Raw genomic sequence first — 12,487 nt, 5'->3', positions numbered from 1 at the left:
GGGGAGTTTTGTACGTCAAGGAGTCACAGGCTTGCGGCTGGCGAGCGCCACCCAGACCTGCCCGGGCGCGAAGTTCATCGACTCGCCGCTCTGAGTGGTGAACGTCGTGCCGCCGTCCTCCGATTCCCGCTCCCACTTCGCCTTGTACGCCTTGCCGTCCCGCAGCACGATCGCCGAGCCCTTGCCGGTGGTGTGCACCAGCGGCGTGTAGCTCTGGTTGCTGTCGTGGAACTGCGAGCGCTCGGTCTTGGTGTACTGGATGACGATCGTCGGGGCGCCGAGCTGGCCGCCCTCGGCCGCCATGTCCTTCTTGCCGTCCTGCCAGATCAGCCACTGCTTCTTGGCCTCCGACCAGGCGAAGGTGAAGCGGGCCGCGGGCCACCTGACCGTGTAGGACTTGCGCTCGACGCCGCCCTCGGCGGGCGGGTCGCCGAAGGTGAAGCCGACGTCCTTGGCCTTGCTCGCCTTCGGCGCGGCGGCCAGCAGCTTCTTGGTGTGGGCGAACAGGTTGTAGGGGGCGAAGCGGCCGGGCTGGCGGAAGTACGCGCCGGGCACCCGGCTGTCGGAGACGTCGAACAGCGACGCCTCGGCGATGAACGGCAGCATCTTGGTCTGCGCGCCCGAGTAGGAGAACGCGGGCTTGCCGAACATGGGCGCGATGTGCAGGTCGGAGATGCGGGCGCTGCGGACCGGGCCGACCTTGGCCGGGATCTTCGACGAGAAGATCGCCATGAGCCGCGTCAGGCCCGCCTCGACCTGCTCGATGTAGACGATGTCCGCGCTCTTGAGCCCCATCTGCGGCTTGCCCGCGGCGGTGTTCTCGATCTTGACGGCGACCACCGGCTTGGCCCCGCCCGTCATCGGCAGGCCCGTGAACGGGTGCAGGTTCTCCGGCGTCGGCTCCTCGACCGGCGCCTGCGACGTGGCGGCCTGCGGCACGTTTCCGGGCGCGGGCTCCTCCGACGAGCAGGCCGCCAGCGGGAGAAGGACGGCCGCTCCGGCCAGCGTCACCGTGATCATCCGGGGTAGCCGCACCTGAAATCTCCTCCGCTCTTGCCTGAAACGGAAGGAAGCTTACCGGTCTACCCAAAATCGGGTCATTCAGTTGCCATGGCTGCCGGCGGATCGTCGTCGATCTCGAAGAAGTCGGGGTACTCGGTGTGCCCTGCCAGGCGCAGCGTGCGCGCCAGCCAGCGGCGCTGCGCCGTGCGCGTCACCCCGACCGCGTTGTTGTAGAAGCGGCGTGAGTAGACGACCTTGGCCACGGCCGCGTCGAGCTCCTCCAGCAGGTCCTCGCCGCCGGGAGCCTCGGCCAGCTTCTCCCGGAAGCGCTCCTGGTCGACCGCCGCCCGCAGCGCCCGCGACAGGTCGCTCTCGGCGTGCTCGCGCTCCTCCGGCCCGGCCGTCCTGGCCTCGTGCGCCGCCGCCGCCAGCACCAGCGACGTCGCCGGGTCGAGCAGCCGCGAGCCGGCCAGCTCCAGCACCACCGCCCGCCGCCGCGTCAGCGCCGCCTCCAGCGCCTCGCGGGCCAGCTCCAGCCGGATGTGCAGCCGGTCCAGGCGGCCCGCCCGCCAGGAGATGTAGACCGCCGTGAGCACCACGACGATGCCCACGATCAGCACGATCATGGTGGATGTCACAGGTCTTCCTCCACCCGGCCCGCCCCGCCGGCCGTCACCGTCTCGTACACCCGCACCACGTCACGCGCCACCGTCGACCAGTCGTACTTCATGACCGCGACCAGCGCCTCCTCCGCCAGCTTGGCCCGCCGCTCCGGCGCGTCGAGCAGCGCGGCCGCCTCCCGCGCGAGCGAGGCCGCGTCGCCGTTGGCGAACAGCGCGCCCGCCTGCCCCTCGCCCAGCACCCGCCGGAACGCCGGGATGTCGCTGGCCAGCACCGTCGCCCCGGAGGCCATCGCCTCGGCCAGCACGATCCCGAAGCTCTCCCCGCGCGTGTTGGGCGCGCAGAACACGTCGACCGAATGGTAGGCGCGGATCTTGTCGGCCTCGCTCACCATGCCCAGCACCGTCACCCGGTCGCGGAACGCCTTCGGCACCTTGTCGTAGACGTCCTTGGCGTCGCCCGGCCCGGCGATCAGCAGCTTCAGCTCCGGCCGCTCGGCCGCCAGCAGCTTGAACGCCTCCAGCAGGATCGGCAGCCCCTTGCGCTCCTCGTCCATCCGCCCCAGGAACCCGATCGTCGCCCCGTCGGGCCCCCACCCGTCGAGCGGCTCCGCCTCGGTGTAGCGGCCGACGGTCACCCCGTTGGGGATCAGCACCGTGTCGCCGCCGAACTGCTCCACCAGGCTCTTGCGGGCCGCGTCGGAGACCGCGATGCGCCCGCTCAGCTTCTCCAGCGCGCTGCGCAGCAGCGGCTCGGCCACCGCGATCGCCCGCGAGCGGGTGAAGGAGGCGTGGAACGTCGCCACGATCGGCCCCCTGGCCGCCCAGCAGGCCAGCACGCCCAGGCTGGGGATCAGCGGCTCGTGGATGTGCAGCACGTCGAAGCCGCCGGTGCGCACCCAGCGCCGCACCCGCGCCGCCGAGATGAACCCGAACGACATCCGCGCCACCGACCCGTTGTAGGGCACGGGCACCGCCCGGCCCGCGCCCGTCACGTACGGCGGGAGCTCGTCGTCGTCACTGGCCGGCGCGATCACCGACACCTCGTGCCCCTGCGCCATCAGCGCCTGCGCCAGGTCGTCGACGTGCTGCTTGACCCCGCCGGGCACGTCCCACGAATACGGGCACACGATCCCGACCCTCATGGCCGCAGGTCCTCCAGCCAGAGCCGCTGCAGCATGTGCCAGTCCTCCGGATGCTCGGCGATGCCCTTCTCGAACACCGCGGCCAGGCTCTGCGCCACCGCCGCCACCTTCTCCTTGCGGCTGCCCTCGGCCGGGACCGGGATCTCCTCGTGGATGTGGATGCGCCAGTCGTCGCCCTCGAACGACAGGATCGCCGGCAGCAGCGCCGCGCCCGTCTGCACCGCCAGCAGCGGCGGCCCGGCCGGCATCTTCGTCGTCGCGCCGAAGAACTCCACCTCGACGCCGCTCTTGGTCAGGTCGCGCTCGGCCGGCAGGCACACCACGCCGCCCTTGCGCACCCGGGTCGCCAGCGTGCCGAAGTTGTGGCCGTCGCCGCCGGTGAGCGGCAGCACCTCCATGCCCAGGCCCTCGCGGAAGCGCACGTAACGGCGGAACAGCGACTCCGGCCGCAGCCGCTCGGCGACCGTGGTGAACGGGTGGCCGACCGCCACCAGCCAGGCGCCCGCCTGGTCCCAGTTGCCCATGTGCGGCAGCGCCAGCACCACGCCGCGCCCGGCCGCCACCGTGTCGTGCACGTGCTCGGCGCCGACCGTGTGGCTGCGCCGCACGATCTCCTCCGTCGTCATCGACGGCAGCCGGAAGATCTCGTGGAAGTAGCGGAAATAGGAGCGCATCCCGGCCCGGGTCAGCTCCCGCAGCTCCGCGCTGCCGGGCGCGAGCCCGGTCACCCTGGCCAGGTTGGACTCCAGCCGGCGCACCGACCGGCCGCCCCTGGCCCACACCCGGTCCGCCAGGAACCGGAACACCGCCGCCGTGGGCCGCTCGGGCAGCAGCGGGACCACGGTCCAGCCCGCCGCGAACCCCGCGGCCACGACTCGATCGGTGAAAGACGGCTTGCCGCTCATCGCTCCCTCGTCTGCCGGTAGACGTGAACCACGCGCTGTACCACGGTGACGGCACTGGCCGCCGCGAGCAACCACATGCCGGCCTCCAGGACGTAGGGCACCCCCAGCCCGGAGAAGCAGGTCGCCACCAGCGCGACCACGAGCCGCTCCGGCCGCTCGGCCAGCCCCACGTCGCAGGTCAGCCCGAGCCCCTCGGCCCGCGCCTTCGCATAGGACACCAGCGCGCCCGCCACCAGGCAGAACAGCGTCACCGCCGCCATAAGCGCGTCGCCCGTGGAGATGAAGTAAAGAATCAGCCCGGCGAAGATCGCCGCGTCGGCGACCCGGTCGAGCGTGGAGTCGAGGAAGGCCCCCCAGGTGCTGCCCCCTCCCCCGCCCAGCCGCGCCACCACGCCGTCGAGCAGGTCGAACAGCACGAAAACGGTGATCACCAGAGCGCCCGCGGTGAGCAGGCCCAGGGGGAAGAACAGCAGGGCGGACACGACAGTGCCGAGGGTGCCGATCGCCGTGACGGCGTCGGGGCCGATCCCGCGGCGGACCAGGGCCCTGCCCAGCGGGGTGAGTATCCGGGTCATGGCCGGGCGCAGGAGTTTCAGCATCGCGCTGTCGATCGTAGGCCATCCTGAGGGTGGCGACTTTCTTTGCCCTGCCCCCCTTGTGATATTCGCCACAGGGGTATTTGGTGAACACACCGCGTCCATGCGGTTGCCAGAACCCCTCCGCGCGGGCGCGGCGTTGGCACGCACCGATGACGCGGGAGGCGAAGTGGCGGACAAGAACGCGAACGCGGCCATGGGAGCCGCGGGCAGGGCACCAGCGGCCGACAAGGCGGACGCGATACGCAATGTCGTCCTGGTCGGCCACTCCGGATCGGGCAAGACGACCCTCGTCGAGCAGCTCCTGGCCGCCACCGGCACCATCCAGCGGGCCGGCCGCGTGGAGGACGGCAACACCGTCAGCGACTTCGACGAGGTCGAGGTGCGCCAGCAGCGCTCGGTCAACCTGGCCCTGGCCCCGCTGACGCACAACGGCATCAAGATCAACCTGCTCGACACCCCCGGCTACGCCGACTTCGTCGGCGACCTGCGCGCCGGGCTGCGGGCCGCCGACGCCGCGCTGTTCGTCGTGTCGGCCTGCGACGGCGTCGACGGGCTCACCCAGATGCTGTGGGAGGAGTGCTCGCGCGTCGGCATGCCCAGGGCCGTCGTCATCACCAAGATCGACCACCAGCGGGCCGACTTCGACGAGGTGCTCGCCACCTGCCAGGACGTCTTCGGCGACGGCGTCGCCCCCCTCTACCTGCCCGTGATCACCAACGGGCGCGTCAACGGCCTGATCGGGCTGCTGACGCAGAAGTTCTACAACTACGCCACCGGCTCGCGCACCGAGAACGCCCCCGGCCCCGAGTACGAGACCCGCATCGAGGAGTACCGCGGCCCGCTGATCGAGGGCATCATCCAGGAGAGCGAGGACGAGTCGCTCATGGAGCGCTACCTGGAGGGCGACCCGATCGACACCGGCGTGCTCGTCGACGACCTGGAGAAGGCCGTCGCCCGCGGCAGCTTCTACCCCGTGCTCTGCACCGGGCTCGGCGTCGGCGCCCAGGAGCTGCTGGAGCTCATCACGCAGGGCTTCCCCTCCCCGCTCGAACACCCGATGCCCGAGATCACCACGCTCGACGGCAAGCCCGTCACCGGCATCGCCTGCGACCCCGACGGCCCCCTGGTCGCCGAGGTCGTCAAGACCACCAGCGACCCGTACGTGGGCCGCATCAGCCTGGTGCGCGTCTTCTCCGGCACGCTGCGCCCCGACATGACCGTGCACGTCTCCGGGCACGGCCTGGCCGAGCGCGGCCACGAGGACCACGACGTCGACGAGCGCATCGGCACCCTGACCTGCCCGCTCGGCAAGCAGCAGCGCCCCGCGGCCAAGGGCATGGCGGGCGACATCGTGGCCGTGGCCAAGCTGTCGCGCGCCGAGACCGGCGACACCCTGTCGGAGGTCGACCGGCCGCTGCTGATGACCTCCTGGGCGATGCCCGAGCCGCTGCTGCCGGTCGCCATCCGCGCCAAGTCCAAGGCCGACGAGGACAAGCTCGCCCAGGCCCTGGGCCGCCTGGTCGCCGAGGACCCGACGCTGCGCCTGGAGAACAACGCCGAGACCCGCCAGCTCGTGCTGTGGTGCATGGGCGAGGCGCACACCGACGTGCTGCTCGACCGCCTGGCCAGGCGGCACGGCGTCGAGGTCGAGCGGATCGAGCTGCGGGTGCCGCTGCGCGAGACGTTCGGCGGGCGCTGCCAGGCGATGGGGCGCAACGTCAAGCAGACCGGCGGCCACGGCCAGTACGCGATCTGCCACCTGGAGGTCGAGCCGCTGCCGTCCGGGGGCGGGTTCGAGTTCGTCGACAAGATCGTCGGCGGTGTGGTGCCGCGCCAGTTCATCCCGTCGGTCGAGAAGGGCGTGCGGGCCCAGATGGAGCGCGGCGTCGTGGCCGGCTACCCGATGGTGGACGTGCGCGTCACCCTGTACGACGGCAAGGCGCACTCGGTCGACTCCTCCGACATGGCCTTCCAGATCGCCGGCCAGCTCGCACTCAAGGAGGCGGCGGCCAAGGTGCCCACGCTGCTGCTGGAGCCGGTCGACGAGCTGTCGGTGCTGGTCGCCGACGACTACGTGGGCCCGGTGATGTCGGACCTGTCGTCGCGGCGCGGCCGGGTGCTCGGCACCGAGCCCGTCGGCACCGGCCGCACCCTGGTCAAGGCCGAGGTGCCCGAGCTGGAGATCACCCGTTACGCGATCGACCTGCGCTCGATGTCGCACGGCACGGGCACCTTCCAGCGCACGTTCCTGCGCTACGAGCCGCTGCCGTCGCACCTGGCCGACAAGGTGGCGGCCGCCGACTGACCGGCGTCCCGGGAGGGCGCACGGCCCTCCCGGGAACCACCTGCCCCGGGGATAACAGAAGTGTCACGGCCCGATTTCGTTTTTCCGGTCAGAGCACGTCAGCGGGGATGCCACACTGGTGGGCACTATGCGAACCGGACGCCCCCTCCTAGCCGCAGCCGCCCTCGCAGTCGTCGCCACCGGAGCCGCCTACACCTTCGGGCCAGGCGCCGTGGCCGACCAGGGCAAGGCCAAGGCCCAGAAGAAGCCGGCCGCCGACACCGTCGTGACGGCCGCGTGCACGCCCGACGCCCGCCACCCCAAGCGCCAGCTGCGCGGCGTGTGGATCGCCACCGTGCAGAACATCGACTGGCCCTCCCGCACCGGCCTGTCCGCCGAGCGGCAGAAGGCCGAGTACGTCAAGCTGCTCGACGCCGCCGCCAAGCGCAAGTTCAACGCGGTGTTCGTGCAGGTGCGGCCCGCCTCCGACGCGCTGTACAAGTCGTCGATCGAGCCGTGGACGCGCTTCCTGACGGGCACCGCGGGCAAGGACCCGGGCTGGGACCCGCTGCCGTGGCTCATCGAGGAGTCGCACAAGCGGGGCATGGAGTTCCACGCCTGGTTCAACCCGTACCGGGCCTCCTACGACGCCGACATGTCCAAGCTGCCGGCGAGCCACCCGGCCAAGCGCCACCCCGGCTGGACCGTCAAGTACGGCGACCGCCTCTACTACAACCCCGGCCTGCCGCAGGTCCGCGAGCACGTGACCAAGGTCGTCACCGACGTGGTCAAGCGCTACGACGTCGACGGGGTCCACTTCGACGACTACTTCTACCCGTACCCGGGTGAGGGCGGGACGTTCGACGACGCCGCCGCCTTTACAAAGTATGGCAAGGGCAAGAAGCTCGCCGACTGGCGGCGGCAGAACGTCAACAAGCTCATCGCCCAGGTCGACGAGGCCGTGCACACGACCAAGCAGCACGTGAAGTTCGGCGTCAGCCCGTTCGGCATCTGGCGCAACAAGTCCGACGACCCGAGCGGGTCGGCGACGGGCGGCATGTCCGCCTACGACTCGATCTTCGCCGACGCCCGCGCCTGGATCAAGGCGGGCACCGTCGACTACGTGATGCCGCAGCTCTACTGGTCGCGCGGCCACAAGACGGCCGGCTACAAGGCGCTGGCGCCGTGGTGGGCCGACGCCGTCGAGGGAAGCGGCGTGCACCTGTACATCGGCCAGGCCCTCTACCGGGTCGGCGCCCGCGACGAGGCCGCCTGGACCAAGCCCGGCGAGCTGTCGGCGCACCTGACGCTCAACCGCCGGCATGAGCAGATCAGGGGCGACGTCTACTTCAGCGCCAAGCAGCTGCTCACCAACCCGCTCGGCGCGATCGACCAGGTCGCCAAGACGCACTACCGCCGCCCGGCGCTGCTGCCCCTGATGAAGGAGCGCGGCGGCCAGGCGCCCGCCAAGCCCGCCGGGGTCAAGGCCGCGGGCACGGCCGTCACCTGGACGGCCTCGCCCGGGGCGCGCTCCTACGCCGTCTACCGGGTGCCGAAGTCGGGCGACGACTGCCACACCACCGACGCCCGCAACCTGGTCGCGGTCGTCAACGGCCCGTCGTTCACCGCCCCGTCGGCCGGCACCTACCTGGTGACCTCCCTCGACCGCCTGCACAACGAGAGCAAGGCCGTCAAGGTCAAGGTCGACCCCGTCTAGCCCCGGGGATCAGACCCAGGCGTCGGCCAGCATCTGGCGGGTGTCGCGCAGCAGCTGCGGCAGCACCTTGGTCTGGGCCACGACCGGCATGAAGTTGGTGTCGCCGCCCCACCGGGGCACCACGTGCTGGTGCAGGTGGGCGGCGATGCCGGCGCCCGCCACGTGGCCCAGGTTCATGCCGACGTTGAAGCCCTGCGCGCCGCTGGCCGCGCGCAGGGCGCGCAGCGAGCGCTGGGTGAAGTCGCCGAGCTCGGTCAGCTCCGCCGCGCCGAGGTCGGCGTAGTCGGAGACGTGACGGTACGGCACGACCATGAGATGGCCGGAGTTGTACGGGTAGAGGTTGAGCACGGCGTAGACCGTCTCGCCCCTGGCGACAATCAGGCCCTCCTCGTCGCTCATCTTGGGGATCGCGTCGAAGGGGCAGCCGTCGCCGGGCCCCTCCCCCGTCGGCTTGTTCTCGCCCTTGATGTAGGCCATGCGATGCGGGGTCCACAGACGCTGGAAGTTGTCGGGCGCCCCGGCCCCTGCCTGATCGTGCATACGTAGCAGCATAGGGCCACGACTTGGCGGACAAATGAGGCGTACATCCGGCACAATCCAGACACGCCGTCTAGGAGGCAGCCATGAGCGAAGCCATCGCCGAGCACGCCGACCCTCCCGCACCCGCCGAGGCCGCCGGCCCCGTCCAGCCGCCCGCCGCCCCCGTCGTCAAGGGCCGCATCACGGTGGCGGACGAGGTGGTGGAGAAGGTGGCCGCGCTGGCGGCGCAGGAGGTGGCGGGCGTCGCCGACATGGGCGGCGACCTCGCCCGCGCCTTCGAGTCCGTACGCGACCGCGTCGGCATCGGGTCGCGGCGCGGCAACCAGGGCGTGAGCGCGGAGATCCACGACCGGCAGGTGGCGATCGACCTGACGATCGTGGTCGAGTACGGCCACGTGGTGATGGAGGTCGCCGCCGAGGTCAAGGCGAACGTGGCGCGGAGCGTGAGCCGGATGCTGGGCATGCGCGTCATGGAGGTCAACGTGACCGTGGACGACGTCCGCCTGCCGGGCGAGGGCCGCGCGGCGCCAGACCCCGCCGGCGACGAGCCGTTCTGACCGCGCGCCGGGAGGCGCGGCCGGCTCAGGAGGTGTCGCGGATCCGGTCGGCCAGGTCGACGACGGCGCCGATCAGCTCCGGCCCGGTCAGCAGGGCCGGATCGTTGTGGCCGGCCCCGGGGACCTCGACGACGGTGACCGGCCCGCCCGCCGCCCCGGCGACCGCCCTGCTCTGCTCCGGCGGCACGATCGTGTCGGCGCTGCCGTACACGACCACGACCGGCGCCCGCACGCCGGCCAGGAGCCCGCTGACCGGGAAGCTGTCGCGCAGCAGCGCCCGCACCGGCAGGAACGGGTAGCTGACCTGCCCGGCCGCCGCCAGGTCGGTGAACGGCGAGCGCAGCACCATCCCGGCGGGCGGCCGGACGGTGGCCAGCCGGGTGGTCACGGCCGCCCCCAGGCTCTCCCCGAAGTAGATCACCGGCCCGTCGCCGGCGAACTCGCGCGCCGCCAGCGCGTCACGCAGCAGCCCCTCCTCGTCGGGGCTGCCCGGGTTGCCGCCGTAGCCCCGGTAGTCCATGAGCAGCACCGGCAGACCGTGCGCGGCCAGCGCCCTGGCCAGCGGCGCCCGGTGCAGCCGGTTGCCCGCGTTGCCGCCCGCGACGAGCACGGTCACCGGGTGGTCGCCGGGCACGTGCCAGGCGCCCAGCCGCAGCCCGTCGCCGGTGGTCAGCACGACGTCACGGGCGCCCGGCACGACCTGCCCGGCCGGCGGCACCGGGCCGCGGTCGGGCAGGTAGACCAGCTTCCGCTGGAACAGCCAGAGCAGCCCGGTGAGCAGCGCGAGCACGGCCAGGACGACAAGGGCTCAGAGGGCGACGCGCACGGGCCCAGTTCACCACAGGCCGGGGCCTCACTTCACGCGGGTCATGTCCGACTGGTAGCCGCCCCCGCCCGGGTACACCCAGGCGCCGGTGACGGTGTCGCCGTCGGCGGAGAACGTGCCCCGGTAGTAGGCGGGCGAGCCCTTCTCCAGGCCCCAGATGGTGAGCGTGTCGCCCTCCAGCTCATAGACGTAGTCGAGGGTGTTGCCGTTGCTGTCGTAGTAGCGGGACTTGATGTCCTCGCTCGGCTTGTCGGCGCCGAACGGGCGTTCGCGGCCGATCATCTCCACGCCCTTGACCGGCTGGCCCTCCTGGACCAGGTCGACGTCCTGGACGAGGAAGAAGCCGCCGTCGAGCCAGCGGTAGGTGACGGTGCCCTCCGCGCCACCGGTCACGTGCCAGGTGCCGACGAGCCGGTCAAGGGCCTTGAGCTGCATGTCTTCAGTCATGCCCGTATGACGGCGCGGCGCGGGAAAAGGAATCGGTCCGGCGGGAGAAATTTCTCAGAGGGTGGCGGGCAGGCCGAAGGCGGCGAACACCTCCGGGCCGAACGTGATGATCTCGGCGATCCGCCCGTCCTCCACCCGCAGCACGTCGAGGTTGACCGCGGTGAAGACGGTCTCGCCGGGCCGCCGCACGTAGTTGGCGGCGGCGGGCTGCCGGTTCGCCGTCGCCGCCAGCGCGCGCCACTCGCCCCACGCCTCGGGTCCTTCGAGGACCGGGGCCCACAGGCCGAGGATCGCGGCGCGGCCGTCGTACAGGCGGGTCGCGGGCGGCATCGTCTGGCGGGCGTCCTCGCGCAGCAGCTCGGCCAGCGCGGTGAGGTCGCCCGTCTCCGAGGCGCGCATGTAGCGGCGCAGCACCGCCCGCTCCTCGGCGCTCGGCTCGGTGGCGGGACCCCATTCGGCGCGCCGCTCGGGCAGGTGGGTGCGCAGCGTCGCGCGGGCGCGCTGCAACGCGCTCTTGACCGCGGCCACGCTCAGCTCCAGCGCCTGCGCGGTCTCCTCGGCCGGCCAGCCGGCCACGTCACGCAGGATGAGCACCGCCCGCTGGCGCGGCGGCAGGTGCTGGATGGCCGCCAGGTAGGCCAGTTCGATCGTCTCGCGGGCGACGGCGAGCGCGTCGGGCTCGCCCTCCCCCGGCCCGGCCAGGTCGAGCATCCGGTCCGGGTACGGCTGCAGCCACGGCACCTCGGCGGGCGTGCCGCCCATCGTGACCACGACCTCGCGGGAGCGCGCCGGGCCGGACAGCGCGTCGAGGCAGACGTTCGTGGCGATGCGGTAGAGCCACGCCCGCAGCGACGAGCGGCCCTCGAACGTGTCGCGCCTGCGCCACGCCTTCAGCAGCGCCTCCTGCACCATGTCCTCGGCGTCGGCGTAGGAGCCGAGCATGCGATAGCAGTGCACCTGGAGCTCGTGCCGGTGGCGCTCGGCCAGCCGCGCGAACGCCGCCTGGTCACCCGCCGCGATCGCCTTGGCCGTCTCGTCCATGCTCGTGCCTCCTCCGCTCCGCGGGCCATCGTACGTTCTAGGGTGGGCTCATGGAGCAGCTGGAACCCATGCCCGGCGACTGGCGGCGCGCCCTCGCCGTGGTCGCGCACCCCGACGACCTGGAGTACGGCTGCGCGGCGGCCGTGGCGACGTGGACCGGCGAAGGCCGGGAGGTCTCCTACCTGGTGGCCACCAGGGGCGAGGCGGGCATCGACACGCTACCTCCGGCCGAGGCCGCCCCGCTGCGCGAGCGCGAGGAGCGGACCGGCGCCGCCGTCGTCGGCGTGACGTCCGTGGAGTTCCTCGACCACCCCGACGGGGTGATCGAGTACGGGGTCGCGCTGCGCCGCGACATCACCGCGGCCATCCGCAGGCACCGGCCCGAGCTGCTCATCACGCTCAACTTCGCCGACACCTGGGGCGGCACCGCCTGGAACACCCCCGACCACCGGGCCGTCGGCCGGGCCGCGCTCGACGCCGCCGGCGACGCGGGCAACCGGTGGATCTTCCCCGACATCGAGGCCGAGCCCTGGGACGGCGTGCGCTGGGTCGCCGTGGCCGGCGACGACGACCCCACTCACGCGGTCGACGTCACCGCGGGCCTCGAGGCGGGCGTCCGGTCGCTGGCCGAGCACCGCGCCTACATCGAGGCCCTCACCGACCAGCCGCCGCAGGACTACGCCCGCTCGCTCGTCGAGGGGTTCGCCGCCGAGACGGCCGGGCGGTTCGGTGGCCGCCCGGCGATCCCGTTCAGGCTCTTCAGCCGCTGACCGGCCGGCCGCCGGCCAGCGGCTGATCGGCGGC

The 12,487-nt window shown here is 72.3% G+C and carries 13 protein-coding genes; 4 read left to right on the top strand and 9 right to left on the bottom strand.

Annotated elements, in window-relative coordinates:
• Positions 1 to 15: 15 nt before the first annotated feature.
• The 5 genes from KME80_RS08275 to pgsA all read right to left on the bottom strand — a co-directional run bounded on the left by KME80_RS08275 (position 16) and on the right by pgsA (position 4,271).
• Positions 16 to 1,035, bottom strand: coding sequence for a DUF3048 domain-containing protein (locus KME80_RS08275; protein ID WP_308125657.1), 1,020 nt, complete (start codon positions 1,033 to 1,035; stop codon positions 16 to 18).
• A 62-nt stretch (positions 1,036 to 1,097) separates the two neighbouring features.
• Positions 1,098 to 1,640 (bottom strand): hypothetical protein, encoded by a 543-nt coding sequence (locus KME80_RS08270; protein WP_308125656.1) that lies wholly within the window; start codon positions 1,638 to 1,640, stop codon positions 1,098 to 1,100.
• A complete protein-coding gene (locus KME80_RS08265) occupies positions 1,637 to 2,767 on the bottom strand; it encodes a glycosyltransferase family 4 protein (protein WP_219502161.1) in 1,131 nt (376 codons plus the stop codon). The genes KME80_RS08270 and KME80_RS08265 overlap by 4 nt, the downstream gene beginning before the upstream one ends.
• Complete coding sequence (locus tag KME80_RS08260) at positions 2,764 to 3,672, bottom strand: phosphatidylinositol mannoside acyltransferase (RefSeq protein ID WP_219502159.1); 909 nt, start codon at positions 3,670 to 3,672, stop codon at positions 2,764 to 2,766. Before KME80_RS08260 ends, KME80_RS08265 begins: the two co-directional genes overlap by 4 nt.
• Positions 3,669 to 4,271: a phosphatidylinositol phosphate synthase gene (gene pgsA / locus KME80_RS08255; protein WP_219502156.1), complete on the bottom strand. Its 603-nt coding sequence runs from the start codon at positions 4,269 to 4,271 to the stop codon at positions 3,669 to 3,671. The genes KME80_RS08260 and pgsA overlap by 4 nt, the downstream gene beginning before the upstream one ends.
• Positions 4,272 to 4,437: 166 nt before the next feature.
• Between pgsA and KME80_RS08250 the strand changes: the two genes are divergently transcribed.
• Together KME80_RS08250 and KME80_RS08245 are read left to right on the top strand one after the other, a co-directional pair.
• Positions 4,438 to 6,576, top strand: a complete 2,139-nt coding sequence (locus KME80_RS08250) for an elongation factor G-like protein EF-G2 (protein ID WP_219502154.1) — start codon at positions 4,438 to 4,440, stop codon at positions 6,574 to 6,576.
• A gap of 127 nt (positions 6,577 to 6,703) precedes the next feature.
• Positions 6,704 to 8,272: a glycoside hydrolase family 10-like protein gene (locus KME80_RS08245; RefSeq protein WP_219502152.1), complete on the top strand. Its 1,569-nt coding sequence runs from the start codon at positions 6,704 to 6,706 to the stop codon at positions 8,270 to 8,272.
• 9 nt (positions 8,273 to 8,281) lie between these two features.
• Here KME80_RS08245 and KME80_RS08240 read toward each other — a convergent pair whose 3' ends face one another.
• Complete coding sequence (locus tag KME80_RS08240) at positions 8,282 to 8,812, bottom strand: HIT family protein (protein ID WP_246644316.1); 531 nt, start codon at positions 8,810 to 8,812, stop codon at positions 8,282 to 8,284.
• An 83-nt stretch (positions 8,813 to 8,895) separates the two neighbouring features.
• On the opposite strand from KME80_RS08240, the gene KME80_RS08235 reads away from it, so the two are divergent.
• Entirely contained in the window at positions 8,896 to 9,369 is a 474-nt protein-coding gene (locus KME80_RS08235) for an Asp23/Gls24 family envelope stress response protein (protein ID WP_219502147.1), read from the top strand.
• A 25-nt stretch (positions 9,370 to 9,394) separates the two neighbouring features.
• Here the strand turns inward: KME80_RS08235 and KME80_RS08230 are convergent, their stop codons facing one another.
• The 3 genes from KME80_RS08230 to KME80_RS08220 form a co-directional block, all read right to left on the bottom strand.
• A complete protein-coding gene (locus tag KME80_RS08230; RefSeq protein ID WP_308125655.1) occupies positions 9,395 to 10,159 on the bottom strand; it encodes an alpha/beta hydrolase in 765 nt (254 codons plus the stop codon).
• A gap of 63 nt (positions 10,160 to 10,222) precedes the next feature.
• The gene (locus tag KME80_RS08225; protein WP_219502145.1) at positions 10,223 to 10,642 is read right to left on the bottom strand and encodes a DUF1579 domain-containing protein; all 420 of its coding nucleotides are present in this window, start codon (positions 10,640 to 10,642) and stop codon (positions 10,223 to 10,225) included.
• Positions 10,643 to 10,696: 54 nt separating this feature from the next.
• On the bottom strand, positions 10,697 to 11,683 hold the full coding sequence (locus KME80_RS08220; RefSeq protein ID WP_219502143.1) for an RNA polymerase subunit sigma-70: 987 nt from the start codon (positions 11,681 to 11,683) through the stop codon (positions 10,697 to 10,699).
• Positions 11,684 to 11,733: 50 nt separating this feature from the next.
• Between KME80_RS08220 and KME80_RS08215 the strand changes: the two genes are divergently transcribed.
• Positions 11,734 to 12,453 carry a PIG-L deacetylase family protein gene (locus tag KME80_RS08215; protein ID WP_219502141.1) on the top strand — a complete coding sequence of 240 codons (720 nt, stop codon included), beginning with the start codon at positions 11,734 to 11,736 and terminating at the stop codon, positions 12,451 to 12,453.
• The last annotated feature ends 34 nt before the right edge of the window (positions 12,454 to 12,487 follow it).

This window comes from Nonomuraea ceibae (assembly GCF_019396325.1).
GTDB lineage: Bacteria > Actinomycetota > Actinomycetes > Streptosporangiales > Streptosporangiaceae > Nonomuraea > Nonomuraea ceibae.
The sequence above is the reverse complement of the archived record's forward strand: the minus strand, read 5'-3'. Positions and strand labels throughout refer to the sequence as shown.